Genomic DNA, 19,427 nt, shown 5'->3' on the forward strand with positions numbered 1-19,427 from the left:
CGTGCTCGGTACCGGTCAGGCGCGGGCCGGGGCGCCGCCGGCCTCCCGCGTCACCGGCACCTGCGCGGGAACCCCCCGCAGCAGCCGCCGGAGCAGCTCCGCCCCGCCGAGCCCGAGGACGCCGAAGCCGGCGACCGGCCCGACCACCTCGGGGACGGTGAAGGAGATGCCGGCGGCCGCCTGCAGCGCGGTGCTCAGCCCGATGGTGGGCAGCAGCATCGCGATCAGGACGAGGAGGGGCGCGGCGAGCAGGTAGCCCCGCGGGTCCCGGCGGCGGACCAGGATCCCGGCCAGGGCCGCGGCCGGGGTGACGACGGCGAGGTCGAGGGCGTACGTCACCGGGGTGGTGCAGCCCTCCAGCAGGTCCGGCGGGCGGCCCTCCAGCAGGGCGGTGACCAGCGGCGGCGTCCAGACGGCGGCGGTCGTGGCCGCCGCGACGAGCAGGAACCACGACAGGGCCCGGTGCGGCACGGCGGGGTCCGCGGCCGCCGCGGCCAGCGCGGCCCGGTCGGTGGCGGCCGCCGCCGCGGCCAGCCCCCAGAGCCCGGTCGCCATCAGCGTCACGTAGACCAGGTAGAGGGGGTTGTAGGCCACGCCGACGGCATAGGTGGCGTAGACGTAGAGCAGGTAGCCGAACGCCCCGGTGAGCAGGAGCGAGCCGCGCGGTGACCCGGCCCGGTGCTGCAGCCACGCGGTGATCACCAGGGGCACCCCGAGCGCGAGCACGACCGCGTCGACGGCGGTGTTGCCGGCCGCGGTGAACACCGAGTCGTACCGGTAGAGCCCGCTGCCGGCCAGGCGCACGGTCTGCCCCCGCGGGGTCACGACGGGGACGGGGGCGCCCGAGGGCCGCCGCAGCAGGCCGGTCGCCGCGGCACCGGCCGCCAGCGCGGCGGCGGCACCGGCCGCCCGCGCGGCGGGTCCCCCGGACCTCCGGCGCAGCGCGGCGCGGGCCGCCGTCACCGGTCGGCCCCAGGGTGGGGCCCGGCCGGCGCGGCCGCCAGCCCGCTGCCGAGGACCACGAGGGAGAGGGCCACCGGGTAGACGATCCAGCGCTCGGTGCCACCCTCGCCCAGCGCGTCGAACACCGCCGAACCGCCGAGGAGCTCGTAGCCGAGCAGCGCGGCCAGCGCGACGGCGCCCAGCAGCACCGGCACGGGACGCAGCGGCCGCGGCACCAGCCGCGCGGCGAGGATCGCCGCGAGCCCGCCGCCGGCGAAGGCCACGAGCGACACCAGCTGGTGCACGGCCATGACCGTGTTGCCGGGGAACAGCCCGACGCCGACCATGCCCAGGCCCAGCGCGGCGAGCGGCAGCACGACCGACACCCCGGATCGCACCCGGGCCAGCAGGGCGGCGGCGGTCCCGATGAGCAGGCCGCCGACGACCATGGTGACGTTGAAGATCGCCGCCGAGGGCTGCCGGACGACGTCGTCGGGCCGCATGGCGGCCAGGTCGCTGACGGTGTTCACGCTGCTGCGGTAGTCGGCGGGGTAGAGCGCCTCCGCGGTGACGATCGCCAGCAGCACGCCGGCGCCGGCGGTGAGCAGCAGCAGCCCGGCGACGGCGCGGTCGCGGCGCCCGGCTGCGGTGGGTGCGGGGGTGCGGGTCGGGCTCGACGTCACGGGTCCTCCTCGGCGGGTCGTCCGGTGGGGTCGTCCGTGGCGGCCTGCGTGCGGTCGCCCGGAGCGGTCGTCCGGTCGGGTCCACGGTCGCGGGCGCCGGCGCCGCGCCGGAGGGGCCGGAGGTCCCGGTGGTGGAGGCGCTGGTCCCGGGGCCGGCGGGACGGGTCGCAGGGCTCACCGGGCAGGGACCTCCGGCCCGGGACCCGGGAGCGGACCGGCGGGGCACGATGGCCCGGTGAGCGGCGAGGGACCGGCCGGCCCCGGCCTGCGCGCGGGCGGCGACCTGCGCCCGGGCCACCCGCTGCCGCCCGCCGCCGACGGCCGGCGCCCGCCCGTGCCCGCCGCGCGGGCCCGCCGGCCGGTCCGGCCGGAGGGCGCCGTCCTGCGCCGCCCCTCGGGCCGGGACCGCACGACGCGCCTCCGGGTGCCGCGCGCGGCCTGGCTCGGCGCCGCGGGGACGGCCGTCGCCGTCACCCTCCTGGCGCTGTGGGCCGGCCGACCCGGCGGCCTGCCGGCGCTCGACCGCACCGTGCGGGAGTGGCTGGCCCCGTCGGGCGCGCCCCCGGGGTGGGGGGTCGACGCCGGCACCCTGGGCGAGACGCTGGGCTACCGCGTCCTGTGGCTGCCGACCGTCGTCGTCCTGGTCTGGACCGCGCGGTGGCGGCACCTGCTGGTCTACGGGGGCACCATCAGCGTCGTGGCGGCGACCGCGCAGGTCGTCTCCGGCGACGCCGCGCTCGTCCGCGTGGTGCGGGAGGAGGTCACCGGGTCACCCGGGCACCTCGGCCTGACGGCGTGGCCGGTGATCGTGCTGTCGACCGTGGCCACCGGCAGCCTGCTCGTGCTGGCGCCGCCGGGCCGGGCGCGGCGGTGGGGGTGGGGCGCGGTCGTCGCCCTGGTCGGCGGGCTGGTGGCCGTCCGGGTGGCCCTCGGCCTGGACACCGTCTCCGGCGCGGTCGCGGGCGCGCTGCTCGGGTGCAGCCTGACGGTCCTGGTCGTCGCCCTCCTCGCACCCGTGGAGCGGTTCCCGGTCACCTACCGGCGCGAGGTCAAGGCCCACCTGCGGCTCGACGCCGAGCGCACCGGGCGGGTGCGCACCGCCGTCCGCGACCAGCTCGGCCTCGTCCTGTCGGGGATCGAGCCGTACCGGCTGGACGGGTCGGCCGGCTCGACGCCCTGCCGGCTGCGGCTCGCCGACGGCCCACCCGAGCACCTCTTCGGCAAGCTCTACGCGACCACCCACCTGCGCTCCGACCGCTGGTACAAGTGGGCGCGCGTCCTGCGCTGGGGCCGGCTGGAGGACGAGGCCCCGTTCTCCTCCGTGCGCCGGCTGGTGGAGCACGAGGACTACATGCTGCGGCTGCTGCGGGACGGCGGCGTGCAGGTCCCCGAGCCGGTGGGCGTGGTCGAGGTCGTCCCCGGCCAGGAGTACCTGCTGGTGACCGAGCTGGTCCCGGGGGCGGTGGAGCTGCTCGACGCCCCGGTCGACGACGCGCTCGTCGACGACGCCCTCCGGCAGGTCCGCCGGCTCTGGGCGGCCGGCGCGGCGCACCGCGACATCAAGCCCTCCAACGTGCTCGCGCAGGGGCGCCGCGCCTACCTGGTCGACGTCTCCTTCGGGGAGCTGCGGCCCTCGCGCTGGCGCCAGGCGGCCGACCTGGCCGACATGCTGCTGGTCCTGGCGCTCGCCGTCGGGCCGGAGCGGGTCGTGGCCCGGGCCACGGCGTTCTTCGACCTCGACGAGCTCGCCGAGGCCCTCGCCGCGACCAGTTCGCTGACGATCCCCCGGCAGCTCGCCCGGCTCCTCGCCGAGCAGGACCGCGACCTGGTCGAGGACCTCCGGGCGCTGCTGCCCCCGCACCCGCGCATCCGGGTGCAGCGGTGGAGCCTGCGCCGGGTGCTGCTGGCGCTGGCGACCGTGGGCGGGGTGGTCCTGGCCGCCGTCCTCCTCACGCTGAACCTGGCCGCCGGCGGCCTGCTGTGACACCGGGCCCGGGGACCCCGTCACGGGCGTCCGCGGCCGGGACGGCCGGCGGGCCGGCGCAGGGGGACCGCCAGGCTGCCGCGCGGGTCGAGCCGGTGCTCCTGGTCGCGGACCCGCAGCGGCAGCATCGCGGCCCGGTGCGCGTCACCCCCGATGACGAGGGCGTCGTGGGTGATGGCGACCTCCACCTGGCGGTGCCCCCGGTAGCGCAGCCGGAACCGCATGCCGGTCAGCTGGTCGGGGAGGCACGGGTCCAGCCACAGCGCGTCCCTGCGGGTCTCCAGGCCGGTGAAGGCGCGCTGCAGGAGGTCGATCGTCCCCGCCATGGCGCCCAGGTGGATGCCCTCCCCGGTGGTGCCGCCCTGCACGTCGGCGATGTCGCTGTCCAGCGCCTCGAGGAAGTAGCCCCAGGCCCGGCGGCGGTCGCTGCGCGCCAGCACCCAGGAGTGGACGACCTTCGACAGCGTCGACCCGTGGGCGGTGCGGTCGAGGTAGTAGGCGACGGTGCGCGGGATCGTCCCCCGGTCGTGCCGGTAGCCCAGCCGGTCGAGGACGGCGTACAGCTCGTCGGCGGTCAGGAGCTGGAAGAGCATGAGGACGTCGGCCTGCTTGGACACCTGGTAGCGGTTGGTGCTGTCGCCCTCCGCCTCGAGGATGCGGTCCAGCCGGCTGATGTCGCCGTAGCGGCGGCGGTAGCCGGCCCAGTCGAACTCCGCCAGCCGGTCGTAGCCCCGGAACTGGGACAGCACTCCCTCGCCGTGCCAGCACAGCCGCAGCTTGCGGCTCACGTGGTCCCAGTGCTCGAGGTCGTGCTGGCGCAGGTCGACGAGGTCGAGCATCTCCCGCCGCCGCTCGGGCGGCAGGACGTCGAGGCACTCCAGGGCCCGCGTGAGGGTCCAGGCCGCCATGACGTTGGTGTAGGCGTTGTCGTCCACGCCGGGCTCGCCGCGCCAGGGCAGGGCGTCGTGGTACTCGTCGGGCCCCATGACCCCGCAGATGTCGTACCGGTCGTCGGCCGGGTCGTAGGTGGCCAGGTCGGCGAAGAACGACGCGACCTCGAGGATCATCTCGGCGCCGTACTGGGCCAGGAAGTCCACGTCGCCGGTGGCCTCGTGGTAGCGCCAGGTGTTGTAGGCCACCGCCAGCCCGATGTGCCGCTGCAGGTGGGAGTGGTCCGGCAGCCAGTGCCCCGACCGCGGGTTGAGGTGCACCGACTGGGACTCCTCGCGGCCGGTGGCACCGCTCTGCCACGGGAACATCGCCCCCCGGTGGCCGGCGGCCCGGGCGGCGGCGCGGGCCTGCGGCAGCCGACGCCACCGGTACAGCAGCATCGCCCGCGACACCTCCGGCAGCCGCAGGTCGAAGAACGGCAGCACGAAGACCTCGTCCCAGAACACGTGACCGCGGTAGGCCTCCCCGTGCAGCCCGCGGGCGGGGATGCCGACGTCGAGGTCGATGCTGTGGTGCGAGACCGACTGCAGCAGGTGGAAGACGTGCAGCCGCAGGGTGAGCGAGGCCCGCCCGGCCGGCTCCATCCGCACGTCGCACCGGTGCCAGAGGTGGCCCCACGCGAGCTCGTGGCGGCCCAGCGCGGTGGCGAACTCCCCGGCCCGGGCGACCTCGTCCACCGCGGCCTCCCCGGGCTCGCCGATGCCGGGGTCGCGGGAGGTGCACAGCCCGGCCAGCTTCTCGACGGTGAGGCGCCGGCCCGGGGCCATCGCCACCGTCAGGTCGACCGCCACCCAGCCCGGCTCCTCCACCGGCACCGGGGGCACCTCCCGCGGTGCGCCGTCGACCAGCACGCGGTGGCGCGCGGCCAGGCCGACCCGGATCCGGGACTGGCTGGTGTGCGCGGTCAGCGTGAGGACGCCGTCCCCACCCACGCCGCACTCCTCCAGCACCAGGTGCCGGCCGGCGAGGCCGCGGTAGCGGGCGACCCCGTCGTTGGTCACCCGCCCGTCGAGCCCCGAGCGCACGGTCAGCTCCCCGGACCAGTTCTCCGCCAGCACCGTGCACTCCAGCGCGGCCAGGCACGGGTCGGCCATCGAGACCAGCCGCCGCTGCGCGATCCGGGTGCGGCGGCCCTGCTCGTCCTCGATCCGGAACCGGCGGGTGAGGACCCCGCGGCGCAGGTCCAGCTCCTGCACGTGGTCGGAGACCGTGACCGCGGCGAGGTCCAGCCAGTCCCCGCCGTCGACGCGGACGGTGAGCGACTGCCAGTCGGGCAGGTTCACCACGCTCTCGTTGGCGACCTCGCGTCCGTCGACCCGGTCGACGAGCCGGTTGTGCACCCCGGCGGCGTAGGTGCCGGGGTAGTGGACGCCGTCGGCGCGGGACTCCGGCGCGGCGGCGCGGGTGGCGAACCGGCCGTTGCCCAGCGCGCAGAGGGACTCCCGCAGCCGCTCACCGTCCGGGTCGAGGCCCTCGTAGCGCAGCAGCCAGCCGGTCACGGCCCCGAGCCTGCACCGCGCCCGCCGTGCCGCACGGCGGCTGACCGGCCCTGCCCTCCGGGACGTCCGTCACTCCCGGCGGGCGGCGGGCCCGGCGGTGCACTGGAGGCCGTCCCCGGCCAGCGGTCGTGGGAGGACGTCGCGGACCCCCGCCTCGAGGACCCCGAGGACGCCGTCGTCCGCGTCGACGCGTTCACCATCTGCGGTACCGACCTGCACATCCTGCGCGGGGACGTGCCCGAGGTGACGCCCGGGACGATCCTCGGCCACGAGGCCCTCGGCACGGTGACCGAGGTGGGACCCGGCGTGCGCACCGTGCGCCCCGGGGACCGGGTGCTGCTGTCCTGCATCAGCTCCTGCTCAACGGCGGCGTCCGGCCCGGGGACACCGTCGTCATCGTCGGGGCGGGGCCGGTCGGGCTGGCGGCGGTCATGACCGCCGGGCTCGGCGCCGACGTGGCCATGGAGGCGGTCGGGGTGCCCGCGGCCTTCGACCTGGCCGTCGACGTCGTCCGGCCCGGCGGCCGGGTGGCCGGGTGGCCGGGTGGCCAACATCGGCGTCCACGGCAAGCCCACCACGCTGCACCTGGAGGACCTCTGGATCCGCGACGTCACCATCACCACCGGCCTGGTGGACACCTCCACCACCCCCGTGCTGCTGCGCATGCCGCGCGCCGGCCGGCTCGACGCCGGCCGGATCGTCACCCACCGGTTCGGCTTCGACCAGGTGCCCGAGGCCTACGACCTCTTCGACGACCCGGCCGCCTCCGGTGCCCTGGAGGTGGCCGTGCTGCGCTGACGGGTGCGGCGGCCGGCGCGCACTCCACGTCAGGCCCCGGCGGGCGTGGTGGCCCGGGCCGCGACGACCAGCTCGTCCAGCCCGGCCTCGATGCCGGCGGCGAGGACGGCGACGTCGGGCACCGCGGCGGCGTCGGCGGTGACCCCGACGGTGACCGCACCGCAGTAGCTGAAGACCGCCACCCCGGTGCGCAGCGTCGAGGCGATCGGCACGTACGGGACGATCTCGACGCACCGCCGGCCCAGGGCGTAGAGCGGCCGGCGGGGCCCGGGCACGTTCGTCGTCACGGTCACGACGGACCGCTGCCGCAGGTGCGCGGCGATCCGCACGGGCGAGGCGACCGCGGGGAACACGCCGTGGCCGGCGACCGCCACGACGGCGGCGCCCGCCTCGGCCTCCTGCCGGGCCTTCAGCTCGGCGAGGTGGGCCCGGACCGCGACCAGCCGCTCGACCGGGTCCGCCAGGTGCACCGGCGGCTCGGCGAGCAGCAGGGAGACCCGGTTGTCGCGGATGCTCTCGGCGCCCGGCGGGCGCACCGAGACCGGGACGAGCGTGCGCACCACGTGCGGGCGGGGCAGCTCCCCGCGGCGCAGCAGCAGCTGCCGGAACCCGGCGGTGATCGCGGCGAGGACGACGTCGTTGAAGGTGCCGCCCAGGGCGCGGCGGACCTCGCCCACCTGGGCCACCGAGCCGCGGGCGAAGGCGAACCGCCGTGACGCCGACAGCGGGCCGGTCAGGGAGGACCGCGCGGCGGGGACGAGGGCACCGGCCAGCCCGGCCAGCCCGCGCACGGTCCCGCGGGTGGCCCGGGCCAGGTCCCCCGGCCGCTGCAGCACCCCGGCGAGGGCCCGGGCCTGGTCGGCGGGCAGGGCGGCCAGCGACGCCGCCGCGGCGCCGGCCAGCCGCAACCGGGAGGGCATCGGGCCGGGATGCCAGTCGTCGGGGACCGGCGGCCGCGGCTCGGGTGTCTCGTCGAGGACGACCCGGTAGAGGTCGGTGCCGGAGATGCCGTCGGCCATGCAGTGGTGGATCTTCGAGATCAGCGCCCACCGGCCCTCCGCCAGGCCCTCCACCAGCCAGTACTCCCACAGCGGGCGGTCGCGGTCGAGCCGGCCGGACATGACCCGGCCCATGAGCGCGGCCAGCTCGGCGTCCCCGCCGGGCGCGGGCAGCGCCGTCCGCCGCAGGTGGTGGCCGAGGTCGAAGTCGGGGTCGTCCACCCACACCGGCGGGCCGAGGTCGAGGGGGACCTCCACGGCCCGCTGGCGGTACCGCGGGACCAGCGGCAGCCGGCCGGCGAGCATGGTGGCGAACTCCTGCTGGGCCGGCGCCGGGCCCTCGAAGACGGCGATGGAGGCGATGGCCAGGGAGACCCCGGCCTCCTCGTCCTCGCCCTGCAGGAACGCGGCGTCCAGCGGTCCCATCCGCTCCATCAGCCGACCAGCTCCCGCTTGAGGACCTTGCCGGTCGCGTTCAGCGGCAGATGGGCGCGGAAGTGCACCGAGCGGGGGTACTTGTACGAGGCGACCCGCTCCCGGACGTACCCGACGAGCTCGTCCTCGGTGGCCTCCTGCCCGGGCCGCAGCGCGACGAAGGCCGTGACCTCCTGGCCCAGGCGGTCGTCGGGGACGCCGACGACCGCGGCCTCGGCGACCGCCGGGTGCGTGTGGAGGACGTCCTCGACCTCGCGCGGGTAGACGTTGTAGCCACCGCGGATGATCAGGTCCTTCGCGCGGTCGACGACGAAGAAGTAGCCGTCCTCGTCGACGTAGCCGAGGTCGCCGGTGTGGAACCAGCCCCCGGCCATCGCCTCCGCGGTCGCCTCGGGGCGCCCGTGGTAGCCCTTCATGACGTTGAAGCCGCGCACGACGAGCTCGCCGATGTGCTCCCGGCCCGGGGGCAGCGGCCGGCCCTCGGGGTCCCAGACCTCGACCTCGACGCCGTAGACGGGCCTGCCGATGCTGTAGACCCGCCGGTCCTGCTCGCTGACGTTGAACGTCGTCGTCGACGCGGTCTCCGACAGCCCGTAGCCCTCGAGGACGACGGCGCCGACGGTGCGCTCGAACCGGTCGATGACCTCGGCCGGGATGGGGGCGCCGCCGGAGATGCCGACCCGCAGCGAGGAGAGGTCGTACCGCTCGCGGTGGGGGTGGTCGAGCACCGAGATGAACATCGTCGGCACGCCCTCGAAGACGGTGACGCGGTGCCGCTGGATCGCCTCCATGACGGCGGTGGCCTCGAAGCGGGGGACCAGGGCCAGCGTCGCGGCGAACCGGACCCCGCAGTTCAGGATGCTCGAAAGACCGAAGACGTGGAACAGCGGCAGCACGGCCAGGACGACGTCGTCGTCCCGGATGCCGAACAGCCGACCCGGGGTGTCGGCGTTCATGAACAGCTGGAAGTGGGTGAGCTCCGCGCCCTTGGGCCGGCCGGTGGTCCCCGCGGTGTAGACGATCACCGCCGTGTCGCCGGGGTCGGGCTGGTGCAGCGGGGGCCGGCCCAGGACCGGCGTCTCCAGGAGCTGCTCGAACGGCCGGCCGACGGTGGTGCGCGGGGCACCGGGGGTGGCGAGGACGACCACGTCGGTGACCCCGGCGTCCGCTGCGCCCTTCGCCGCCTCGTCGGCGACGCCGCTCCAGGTGACCAGCACGCGGGCACCGGAGTCCCCGAGCACGTAGCCGACCTCGCCGGCCTTGAACAGGACGTTCACGGGGACGGCGACGCACCCGGCCTTGAGGACGCCGAAGTAGGCGACGGCGAACTGCGGCACGTTGGGCAGCTGCAGCGCGACCGCGTCCCCGGGACCGAGCCCGCGCGCGGCGAGGCCGGTGGCGAAGCGGTCCGAGGCCGCGTCCAGCTCCGCGTAGCTGACCGCGCCGCCGTCGAAGAGCAGCGCGTCCTTCTCGGGGTGGGAGCGGGCGGCCTCGCGGAGGATGGTGGCGAGGTTCAGGCTCACGGCAGTGTCCTCCCGGGACGACACGGTCGGGGGCGGCCCCCGGGCGGGGCGCGGTCCCGTTCGACGTCACCGTGGCCCCCGGCGCACCCGGGCAGCACCGGTCCGAAGGCGGTAGGGGGAGGGACTTCGGGCCCCGGGCGGGCGCCGGGCGCCGTTCCTACGGTCCGGTCATGACCACCGTGCGCACCGTGCGCCGCCCGCCCGCGGGGCAGCGGAGGGCCGGCTACCTCGTGGGGGCCCTGGTCAACGGCGTCCTGCTGTGGCTCCTCCACGTGTGGCCGGGGTGGGAGGCGGTGCCCTTCCTCACCGACGCGACACCGCAGGCGCTGGGCCTGGTCGACGCCACGCTCGTGGCCGGCATCGTGGTCGCCGCCGTGGAGCTGGTGTGGGACCCCCGCCGGCTGGTCGCGCTGGGGGAGCTGGTCACCACCGCCCTGGGGCTGGCCGCGACGGTGCGGGTCCTGCAGGTCTTCCCGTTCGACCTCGCGGGCGCGTGGCCCGCCGTGGTCCGCGTCGTCCTCTGGATCGGGGTCGTGGGCGCCGCGATCGGGGTCCTGGTCGCGCTGGTCCGCCTGGTGCGACCCGCGGCCCGGTGACCGGGGGCGGCCCCGTTTGGACTGCTGCGGCGGAACCCACCAGGGTGGGCGGAGAACCGCGACCGCCCGGAGGCAGCCTTGGAGACCACCCTGGACATCACCGCGACGCCGGAGTGGGGCGCGCTGGCCGAGCACCACCGCGCCGTCGCCGGACGGCACCTGCGCGAGCTGTTCGCCGAGGACCCCGACCGCGGGCGGCGGATGACCGCGCGCGCCGGCGACCTGTACCTCGACTACTCGAAGCACCGGGTCACCGACGAGACGCTGCGGCTGCTCGTCGCGCTGGCCGAGCGGGCCGGCCTCCGGGAGCGGATCGACGCCATGTTCGGCGGCGAGCACGTCAACCCCACCGAGGACCGCGCCGTCCTGCACGTCGCGCTGCGCGCACCGGCCGACCGGCCGCTGAGCGTGGACGGCCAGGACGTGACCGCCGACGTGCACGAGGTGCTCGGCCGGATGCGGGACTTCGCCGGGCGGGTGCGGTCGGGGGAGTGGGTCGGCTCCACCGGCCGGCGGATCCGGGCGGTCGTGAACATCGGCATCGGCGGCTCCGACCTCGGCCCCGCGATGGCCTACACCGCGCTGCGCGCCTACAGCGACCGGGACCTCACCGCGCGGTTCGTCTCCAACGTCGACCCCACCGACTTCGCCGAGGCCACCCGCGACCTCGACCCGGCCGAGACGCTGTTCGTCGTCTGCTCCAAGACCTTCACCACGCTGGAGACGCTCACCAACGCGCAGGTCGCCCGCGACTGGCTGCTGTCCGGCCTCGGCGCCGACGGGTCGGCCGTGGCCAAGCACTTCGTCGCGGTGTCGACCAACACCGAGGCGGTCCGCGAGTTCGGCATCGACCCGGAGAACATGTTCGAGTTCTGGGACTGGGTCGGCGGCCGGTACTCCTACACCTCCGCCATCGGGCTGTCCCTCATGGTCGCGATCGGCCCGGAGGCCTACGACGAGATGCTCGCCGGCTTCCACACCGTCGACGAGCACTTCCGGACGGCGCCCTTCGAGTCGAACCTGCCGGTCCTGCAGGGCCTGCTCGGCGTCTGGTACACGGACTTCTTCGGCGCGCAGAGCCACGCCGTCCTGCCCTACAGCCAGTACCTCTCCCGGTTCCCGGCCTACCTGCAGCAGCTCACCATGGAGAGCAACGGCAAGTCGGTGCGCTGGGACGGGCAGCCGGTGACGACGGCGACCGGCGAGGTGTACTGGGGCGAGCCGGGCACCAACGGCCAGCACGCGTTCCACCAGCTGCTGCACCAGGGGACGACGCTGGTGCCGGCCGACTTCATCGGCTTCGGCGAGCCGGTGCACGACATCGGCGAGATGCACGACCTGCTGATGGCCAACATGTTCGCCCAGGCCGCCGCCCTGGCGTTCGGGAAGACCGCCGAGGAGGTGGCCGCCGACGGGACCCCCGAGGAGCTGGTGCCGCACAAGGTCATGCCCGGCAACCGGCCCTCGACGACGGTCCTGGCCCCGCGGCTCACCCCGTCCACCCTCGGCCAGCTGGTGGCCCTCTACGAGCACGCCGTCATGACCCAGGGCGTGATCTGGCAGATCGACTCCTTCGACCAGTGGGGCGTCGAGCTCGGCAAGGTCCTGGCCCGCGAGCTCGGGCCGGCGCTGAGCTCGCCCGAGGTGCCCGAGCTGGACCAGGACGCCTCCACCACCGCCCTCGTCGAGCACTACCGGGAGCTGCGCGGCCGCCGCGTGTGAGCCGCAACGGGGCCGTCACCCGATCGACACGTGCGGGGGCCTTGAGGTCGACCGGTGCCGGCGGGACGGTGAGGGCAGGGCACCGGCAGCCCCTCGGTGCCACGACCGGCGGGCACGCGAGGAGGCCGCCATGACCCGCACCACGCAGCTCCCCGTCGACCCGGGCCGGCTCCGCGACCAGGTCCGCGAGAAGTACCGGCAGGTCGCCGTCGACCCGTCCGGGGAGTACCACTTCCACACCGGCCGGGTGCTGGCCCGGCGGCTGGGCTACGACGAGGACGCCGTCGCCGCGCTCCCGGACCGCGCCGTGGAGTCCTTCGCCGGGGTCGCCGACCCCTTCGCGCTGCGCCGCCCGGAGCCGGGCGAGCGCGTGGTGGACGTCGGCTCGGGCGGCGGCCTCGACACCTTCCTCGCCGCGCGCCTGGTCGGTCCCGGCGGGCGCGTCGTCGGGGTCGACATGACGCCGGAGATGCTCGAGCGGTCCCGCGCCACCGCCCGGGAGCTGGGGCTCGACCACGTGGGGTTCCGCGAGGGCCTGGCCGAGGACCTCCCGGTGGAGGACGGCTGGGCCGACGTCGTCGTGTCCAACGGCGTGGTCAACCTGTGCGCCGACAAGCGCGCGGTGCTCGGGGAGGTCCGCCGCGTGCTGCGCCCCGGCGGCTGGTTCTCCTTCGCCGACATCGCCAACGGCCGGCCGGTGCCCGAGGCGGCGGTGCGCGACATCGACCTCTGGACCGGTTAGATAGCCGGCGGGCTGCCCCGTGCGGGCTGGCAGAGGATGCTCACCGAGGCCGGGTTCACCGACGTCGAGATCGGCGAGCCCTGCGACACCTTCGGCGAGGCCGGAGGGGAGGCGAACGCCCGCGCCTACGAGGTGTACGGGCACCCCTTCCTGGCCCGGAAGCCCGGCTGAGCCTCGCCCGTGGACCTCGCCGTGGATCTCGTCCGGGCCGGTGGTCTGTCGATCGCCTACCGCCGCGCGGGGGCGGGTGAGCCGCTGCTGCTGCTCCACGGCGGGTGGAGCGACGGCCGGGACTGGGGGCCGCAGCTCGACGACCTGTCCGACGAGTTCGACGTGGTGGCGTGGGACGCGCCCGGCTGCGGCGGCTCACCGGACCCGCCCGCCGACCTGACCATCGCCGGGTACGCCGACGCGGTCGCCGACCTCGCCGGGGCGCTGGACCTGGGCCCGGTGCACCTGTGCGGCCTCTCCTTCGGCGGCGGCCTGGCGCTCGCGGTGTACCGGCGCCACCCCGGGCTGGTCCGGTCGCTGGTGCTGGCGTCGGCCTACGCGGGGTGGAAGGGGTCGCTGCCGCCGGAGGAGGTCGAGGCCCGCCTGTCCCGGGTCCGGGCCGAGCTGGACCGCCCGCCGGCCGAGTGGGTCGACGGTTACCTGCCGGGGTTCTTCGCCGGGCCGGTGCCCCAGGAGACGCTCGACCTCGTGCGCACCGTCATGCTCGACGCCCGCCCGGCGGGGACGCGGTCGATGCTGACCGCGTTCGCCGACGCCGACCTCCGCGACGTGCTGCCGACCGTCGCCGTCCCCACCCTCCTGCTGTACGGCGCCGAGGACGTGCGGGCGCCCCGCCCCGTGGCCGAGGCGCTGCACGCGGCGATCCCCGGCTCCCGGCTGGTGCTGCTCCCGGGGGTCGGGCACGTGACCAACCTCGAGGCGCCGGAGGAGTTCGACGCCGAGGTCCGGCGCTTCCTGCAGGGGACGCGCCACCGCTGAGCGGGCGCAGCGCGACGGGAGGGGAGCGCGCGGTGACCCCCGGCGGGTGAGCGCCCCCCCGGCGTCCGGCGGGTGGGCCGGGCCGGGCTAGGGTCCGCCGACCGCGTGTCCACCGGGGGAGCCGACCCCGGGTCGCCTCGACCGCGGCCAGGGGGAACCCCGTGCCCGTCCTCTCCCGCGCCGGTGCCCGGCGCCCGGTCGCCGTCTCCGCCGTCCTGGCGGTGCTGCTGTCCCTGCTGGTGGTCGCCGGCGCCGGCGGGGCGGAGGCCGCCGTGCTGCCCCGCGGGTTCACCGAGGCGGCGGCGTTCAGCGGCCTGATGCAGCCGACCGCGGTCCGGTTCGCCCCCGACGGCCGGGTGTTCGCCGCGGAGAAGCGCGGCACGGTGCAGATGTACGACGGCCTCGACGACGCGACCCCGACCCAGGTCGCGGACCTGCGCACGGAGGTGCACAACTTCTGGGACCGGGGGCTCCTGGGCCTGGCGGTGGACCCGGCCTTCCCGGCCCGCCCGTACCTGTACGTGCTCTACACGTTCGACGGCCCGGTGGGCGGGACCGCGCCGCGGTGGGGGACGCCGGGAGCCGACAGCGACCCCTGCCCCGACCCGCCCGGCGCCACCGGCGCGGGGTGCGCGGTCAGCGGGGTGCTCGCCCGGCTCACCCTCGAAGACGGCAGCACCACCCAGCAGGTGCTCGTGCACGACTGGTGCCAGCAGTACCCGAGCCACGGCGTCGGCGACCTGCTCGTCGGCGCGGACGGCGCCCTCTACGTCTCCGCGGGCGACGGCGCGAGCTTCGACGTCGTCGACCACGGCCAGGCCGGCGGCAACCCCTGCGGGGACCCGCCCGGCGCGGTGGGCGAGGTGCTCAGCCCGCCCGCGGCCGAGGGCGGGGCGCTGCGGTCCCAGGACCTGCGCACCCCCGGTGACCCGGTGACGCTGGCCGGCACGGTCATCCGGGTCTCCCCGGACACGGGCGAGGCGCTGCCGGACAACCCGGCCGCCGGCGCGGCCGACCCCAACGCCCGGCGCATCGTCGCGCACGGCCTGCGCAACCCGTTCCGGATGGACCAGCGGCCGGGCACCGGCGAGATCTGGCTCGGCGACGTCGGCTGGCGCGCCGTCGAGGAGGTCAACCGGATCGCCGACCCGACGGCCGGCGTGCCGAACTTCGGCTGGCCCTGCTACGAGGGCGGCGAGCGGCAGCCCGGCTACGCGGCCGCGGGCCTGCCGATCTGCGCGGACCTCTACGCCGACGAGGCCGCGCACGCGGTGCCCTTCCTGACCTACGCCCACGGCGCGCCGGTCACCCCCGACGAGGACTGCGACCCCGCCCGGGGGTCCTCCCTCTCCGGGGCGGCGTTCTCCTTCTACGAGGGCGGCCCCTACCCGTCCCGGTACGACGGCGCGCTGTTCTTCTCCGACTACTCCCGCAACTGCATCTGGGCGGTCCCCCCGGGGGCCGACGGGCTGCCGGACCGATCGCGCGCCACGCCGTTCGTCACCGGCGCCGCGGGGCCGGTGGACCTGGAGATCTCGCCGGCCGGCGAGCTGTTCTACGTCGACCTCGTCGGCGGCACCGTGCGGCGGATCAGCCACGGCGCGGCCGGGCCGGTGTCCTGCCCCGCCGGCCAGTTCCTCGCCGAGTACTTCCCCGGCCGGGAGCCGGTGGGGGAGCCGGCCGTGCGGGCCTGCGAGGCCGCCCCGCTGGACCACGACTGGGGGACCGGTGCGCCGGGCGGGCTCGCCGCGGACGACGTCTCCGCCCGCTGGACGGGGGAGTTCGACTTCCCGGCCGAGGGCCCCTGGACGTTCACCGCGACGGCCGACGACGGGATCCGCGTGTGGGTCGACGGCGAGTTGCTCGTCGACGAGTGGCGCGACCAGCCGGCGTCGGTGTTCACCGCGACGCGGACGCTGACCGCCGGGACGCACGAGGTCCGCGTCGAGTGGTACGAGGGCGGGGAGGCGGCGCTGACCCGGGTGGGCTGGTCCGGCGGCACGGTGGACGCGCCACCGGAGCCGGTGATCGACGAGCCGGCGGGGGCGTGGGCCGTGGGCGGGACCATCTCCTTCACCGGGTCGGCGACCGACCCGGAGGACGGCGTCCTGCCGGCGAGCGACCTCACGTGGGAGGTCGTCCTGCAGCACTGCCCGGACGCCTGCCACGCCCACCCGCTCCGGACCTGGACGGGGGTGGCCGGGGCCTCGATCGCCGCCCCGGACCACGGGTTCCCGGCGCACCTGGAGCTGCGGCTCACCGCCACCGACTCCGCGGGTGCCACCACGACGGTCACGCGGCGCCTGGATCCGCGGACGGTCGAGCTCACCGTCGCCTCGGACCCGCCCGGGGTCGTGCTGGGCCTCGGTGGGCGGACCGGCCAGGCACCGATCACCGCCGCGGTGATCCAGGGCTCGTCCAACAGCCTGTCGGCGCCGTCACCGCAGACCTTCGGCGACGTGACGTGCGTGTTCGGCGGCTGGTCCGACGGCGGGGCGCAGGCGCACGACGTCACCGCCGACGGCACGGCCACCCACGTGGCCACGTTCGTCGGGACGGACGGCGGGCCCTGCACCGCAGTGCCCCTCGGCTGACCCGGCCGGCCGGGTGGGCTCCCCGCCCCCTCCGCGGTGATCACGGGGTCGTCGCCGCCGGACACGCCGGTGGTGGCGCGTCGGCGGGCCGCACCCCGTGATCACGGCGGGAGGGGATGCGGGGCGGGCGGCGAGGGCAGGGCGGCGGGGCGGTCAGCGGTAGCAGTACGAGTCGGACGACGCGTCACCGCCCTGCAGGCGCACCTGGTGCACCCGCAGCCCCCGGAACTCCTCGCCGTGCGGGAAGAACCGCTCGTCGAGGGTGAGGCCGCCCGAGACCGGATCGGTGTCCATCCTGGCCATCCAGGCGCCGACCCCGTCGGGGTAGAACTGGTCGTCCCAGGCCCCGTACAGCGAGTTGGTCACGTAGACCCGCCGCCCGTCCCGGCTGACCTCGACCATCTGCGGCCCGCCCGCGAGCCGCTCGGCCGGGGCGGCCGGGTGCGGGGCGCGCCGCACGATCCCGCCCAGGTGCACCGACCCGACCTCGCGCGGGGCGGCCGGGTCGGACACGTCGTACTGCTTGAGCTCACCGGTGCCCCAGCAGGAGACGTAGAGCATCCGGTCGTCCACCGACAGGTCGATGTCCGAGACCAGCGGGGGCACCGCGCCGAAGGGCTGCAGCGCCGGGGGGAGGTCGGCCGGGTCGGCGGGCTCGGCCGGGATGGTGATGACCTCGTCGACCTGCCAGGCGTCCCCCTCCCGGTGCCAGCGCCACACCGAGGCGGACAGGTCGGCCGTGGAGATGACGACGCCGACGAAGCCCCAGGTGGCGTCCGGGTCGTGCGAGGGGCGGATCTCGAGCACCATCTGGTGCTCGGCCCCGAGGTCGACGGTCTGCCGGTGCCTGCCCTCGGCGAGGTCCCAGAAGTGCAGGCGGTGCCCGTACTGCTGACCGAGCAGCAGGTCGGGGACGAGACCGTCCTCGATCATCGAGGGGGTGCCCCACTCGCTGGAGACGAGGGTGTTCTGGTTGAGGTGCCACCAGGCGTCGTAGGCCAGGTGCTGGTCGCCCCGGTCGGTCTCCCACGGCCCGATGACGTCGAAGGTGGCGTGGTCGAGCAGGGCGATGCCGCCGGGGCCGCCCCCGTCCTCCGACCCACCGAGGCAGGTGAGGAACACCCCGTCCGGCCCGCAGTGCAGCGTGTGCGGCCGGGAGTAGCCGGCCCTGGTGCGCAGCTCCTCGGCCTCGATCGTCTTGTGCAGCCGCGGGGACCGGGGATCGGGGTGGGTGTCGAAGACGTGCACCCGGGAGCTGCGGATGCCCGGCACCAGGAGGTACCGCCGCTGCAGCCCGTCGTCCCCCGTGTCGTGCCCGGCGTGCATGAGGGCACTGGAGCAGGCGTTCCAGCCGAAGTGGTGCAGCTCGTCCCCGGTGGTCGGCATGTCGACCCACCCGACGACCTGCCCGTAGGTGTCCGAGGCGGCGTCGGTGTCCACGACGGTCAGCGCATCCGGGCGCTGCCCGGACCGGTCGAAGGCCACCACGTAGGCCAGCCGTTCGGTCGGTGCGGCGATGGCCTCGGCGGCGCTGCGGTAGAAGGTGGGGTCGGTCGGGACGGCGGTGCCGGTCGGTCCGCTCATCGTCTTCTCTCCTCGACGGGGTGATCGTGGTGATCCGATGCTTCGCCGCCGCCGGGGGACGCGGCCAGGGACCTCGGGCCCGCCGATGGGGGACCCCGCGCCCCCCGGCCGCCGGCTCCGGCAGGATCGCGACCGGACCGGGGCACCTGCCCCGGCGGCGGGGAGGTGCGCGTGCGGGTACGACCGCGGGTCCTGGTGGTCCTGGTGGCCCTGGCGTCGGCGGTGGCGCAGGCCTTCGGCCGGTTCTCCTTCGCCATCCTGCTGCCGTCGATCAACGCGGACCTGCTCGGCTCCTACGCCGTCGCCGGCCTCGTGGGCACCGTCAACGTCGGGGCCTACCTGCTCGGCACCCTGCTGGTCAGCGTCGTCGCCGCCCGGGCCGCCCCGGCCACGCTGATCCGGGTCGGGCTGGCCGCGAGCACCGCCGGGCTGGGGATCGCGGCCTCCGCGGGCGGGGCGGGCCGGCTCGCCGCCGGCCTGGGCCTGACCGGCCTGGGCGGCGCGCTCATCTGGGTGCCGGCCCCGGGCCTGGCCGGGTCGGTCGTGCGCCCCTCCCGGCGCGGCGCCGCCATCGGCGTCGCCGGCTCCGGCATCGGGCTCGGCATCGTGGTCGCCAGCGCCCTGGCCGCGGCGCTGCACTCCGCCGGCGGGGACGCCTCCTGGCGCACGGTCTACCTGCTCGAGGCGGGCATCGCGGCGGTCACCCTCGCGCTGTGCCTGGCGTTCCTGCGCCCGGCACCGCACCGCGACGACGCGGCACCCGCGCGCCCCCGGGCGCTGCGCCGGGTGCCCGGCTGGCTGGGCCTGGCCGGTGGCTACGCCGCCTACGGCCTGGCCTACTCGGTCTACACGACCTACCTGGTGAGCGCGCTCGAGGACGACGCCGGGTTCTCCGACCGCCACGCCGCGGCCGTCTACACCCTGGTCGGCGTGGCGCTGGTCTTCGGGGGCCTGCTGCTCGGCCCGCTGTCGGACCGGTGGGGGCGGGGCCGCGCGCTGGTGGTGGGCTACCTGGGCATGGCGGCCGCCATCGCCGCCGTCCCGCTGGGGGTCGAGCCGTTCGCCGCCCTGTCGGCGCTGCTGTTCGGCCTCACGATGTCCGGGCTGCCGGCCGTCATCGCCGCCCACCTGTCGGACTCGCTCACCCCGCGGGAGTTCGCCGGTGCGTTCGGCCGCTGCACCCTCGCCTTCGGCGTCGCGCAGCTGTGCGGCCCGCCGCTGGGCGGGTTCCTCGCCGAGTCGGCGGGCACCTTCCTGCCGGCCTTCGCCCTCGCCGCGGGCGTGGCCCTGGCCGGCGCCGCCCTGAGCGTCGCGGTGGTGCGGGCCGCGGCCGGGCAGGGGGACCCGGTGGCCGGCTCCCGCCGCTGACCGCCGGGGCCGGTGGCC

The 19,427-nt window shown here is 76.4% G+C and carries 14 protein-coding genes and 1 pseudogene; 9 read left to right on the plus strand and 6 right to left on the minus strand.

Annotation, left to right across the window (positions count from 1 at the left end; all coding sequences use genetic code 11):
- Positions 1–15: 15 nt before the first annotated feature.
- The gene (locus ACI8AC_RS04930; protein WP_456895763.1) at positions 16–963 is read right to left on the minus strand and encodes a hypothetical protein; all 948 of its coding nucleotides are present in this window, start codon (positions 961–963) and stop codon (positions 16–18) included.
- Positions 960–1,625 carry a DUF998 domain-containing protein gene (locus tag ACI8AC_RS04935; protein ID WP_456895765.1) on the minus strand — a complete coding sequence of 222 codons (666 nt, stop codon included), beginning with the start codon at positions 1,623–1,625 and terminating at the stop codon, positions 960–962. Before ACI8AC_RS04935 ends, ACI8AC_RS04930 begins: the two co-directional genes overlap by 4 nt.
- A gap of 235 nt (positions 1,626–1,860) precedes the next feature.
- Between ACI8AC_RS04935 and ACI8AC_RS04940 the strand changes: the two genes are divergently transcribed.
- A complete protein-coding gene (locus tag ACI8AC_RS04940; RefSeq protein WP_456895767.1) occupies positions 1,861–3,609 on the plus strand; it encodes a lipopolysaccharide kinase InaA family protein in 1,749 nt (582 codons plus the stop codon).
- A 20-nt stretch (positions 3,610–3,629) separates the two neighbouring features.
- Here the strand turns inward: ACI8AC_RS04940 and ACI8AC_RS04945 are convergent, their stop codons facing one another.
- Positions 3,630–6,059, minus strand: a complete 2,430-nt coding sequence (locus ACI8AC_RS04945) for a glycoside hydrolase family 65 protein (protein WP_456895769.1) — start codon at positions 6,057–6,059, stop codon at positions 3,630–3,632.
- A gap of 102 nt (positions 6,060–6,161) precedes the next feature.
- Here ACI8AC_RS04945 and ACI8AC_RS04950 point away from each other — a divergent pair, with 102 nt between their 5' ends.
- Both ACI8AC_RS04950 and ACI8AC_RS04955 read left to right on the plus strand, forming a co-directional pair.
- Positions 6,162–6,494, plus strand: a complete 333-nt coding sequence (locus tag ACI8AC_RS04950; RefSeq protein ID WP_456895825.1) for an alcohol dehydrogenase catalytic domain-containing protein — start codon at positions 6,162–6,164, stop codon at positions 6,492–6,494.
- A gap of 108 nt (positions 6,495–6,602) precedes the next feature.
- The gene (locus ACI8AC_RS04955; protein ID WP_456895770.1) at positions 6,603–6,857 is read left to right on the plus strand and encodes a hypothetical protein; all 255 of its coding nucleotides are present in this window, start codon (positions 6,603–6,605) and stop codon (positions 6,855–6,857) included.
- A gap of 29 nt (positions 6,858–6,886) precedes the next feature.
- On the opposite strand, the gene ACI8AC_RS04960 is transcribed toward ACI8AC_RS04955, so the two are convergent.
- Both ACI8AC_RS04960 and ACI8AC_RS04965 read right to left on the minus strand, forming a co-directional pair.
- The gene (locus tag ACI8AC_RS04960) at positions 6,887–8,290 is read right to left on the minus strand and encodes a wax ester/triacylglycerol synthase family O-acyltransferase (RefSeq protein ID WP_456895772.1); all 1,404 of its coding nucleotides are present in this window, start codon (positions 8,288–8,290) and stop codon (positions 6,887–6,889) included.
- Positions 8,290–9,813 (minus strand): long-chain-fatty-acid--CoA ligase, encoded by a 1,524-nt coding sequence (locus tag ACI8AC_RS04965; RefSeq protein ID WP_456895774.1) that lies wholly within the window; start codon positions 9,811–9,813, stop codon positions 8,290–8,292. The genes ACI8AC_RS04960 and ACI8AC_RS04965 overlap by 1 nt, the downstream gene beginning before the upstream one ends.
- A 170-nt stretch (positions 9,814–9,983) precedes the next feature.
- Between ACI8AC_RS04965 and ACI8AC_RS04970 the strand changes: the two genes are divergently transcribed.
- The 5 genes and pseudogenes from ACI8AC_RS04970 (at position 9,984) to ACI8AC_RS04990 (ending at position 16,457) form a co-directional block, all read left to right on the plus strand.
- A complete protein-coding gene (locus ACI8AC_RS04970; RefSeq protein ID WP_456895776.1) occupies positions 9,984–10,409 on the plus strand; it encodes a hypothetical protein in 426 nt (141 codons plus the stop codon).
- 78 nt (positions 10,410–10,487) lie between these two features.
- Positions 10,488–12,131 (plus strand): glucose-6-phosphate isomerase, encoded by a 1,644-nt coding sequence (gene pgi, locus ACI8AC_RS04975; protein WP_456895778.1) that lies wholly within the window; start codon positions 10,488–10,490, stop codon positions 12,129–12,131.
- Positions 12,132–12,261: 130 nt separating this feature from the next.
- Positions 12,262–13,044: pseudogene (locus ACI8AC_RS04980) on the plus strand (methyltransferase domain-containing protein).
- A 21-nt stretch (positions 13,045–13,065) separates the two neighbouring features.
- A complete protein-coding gene (locus ACI8AC_RS04985; RefSeq protein WP_456895780.1) occupies positions 13,066–13,863 on the plus strand; it encodes an alpha/beta fold hydrolase in 798 nt (265 codons plus the stop codon).
- Between the two features lie 161 nt (positions 13,864–14,024).
- On the plus strand, positions 14,025–16,457 hold the full coding sequence (locus ACI8AC_RS04990; protein ID WP_456895782.1) for a PQQ-dependent sugar dehydrogenase: 2,433 nt from the start codon (positions 14,025–14,027) through the stop codon (positions 16,455–16,457).
- A gap of 153 nt (positions 16,458–16,610) precedes the next feature.
- Here the strand turns inward: ACI8AC_RS04990 and ACI8AC_RS04995 are convergent, their stop codons facing one another.
- Complete coding sequence (locus ACI8AC_RS04995; RefSeq protein WP_456895784.1) at positions 16,611–18,041, minus strand: selenium-binding protein SBP56-related protein; 1,431 nt, start codon at positions 18,039–18,041, stop codon at positions 16,611–16,613.
- Between the two features lie 171 nt (positions 18,042–18,212).
- Between ACI8AC_RS04995 and ACI8AC_RS05000 the strand changes: the two genes are divergently transcribed.
- The gene (locus ACI8AC_RS05000; RefSeq protein ID WP_456895785.1) at positions 18,213–19,409 is read left to right on the plus strand and encodes an MFS transporter; all 1,197 of its coding nucleotides are present in this window, start codon (positions 18,213–18,215) and stop codon (positions 19,407–19,409) included.
- Positions 19,410–19,427 lie beyond the last annotated feature (18 nt).

Source organism: Geodermatophilus sp. SYSU D00758 (assembly GCF_054049955.1).

Excerpts from the sequence above, each read along its gene's own strand:
- ACI8AC_RS04995 (WP_456895784.1), bottom strand. The coding sequence starts at position 18,041 with ATGAGCGGACCGACCGGCACCGCCGTCCCGACCGACCCCACCTTCTAC.
- ACI8AC_RS04970 (WP_456895776.1), top strand. The coding sequence starts at position 9,984 with ATGACCACCGTGCGCACCGTGCGCCGCCCGCCCGCGGGGCAGCGGAGG.
- ACI8AC_RS04960 (WP_456895772.1), bottom strand. The coding sequence starts at position 8,290 with ATGGAGCGGATGGGACCGCTGGACGCCGCGTTCCTGCAGGGCGAGGAC.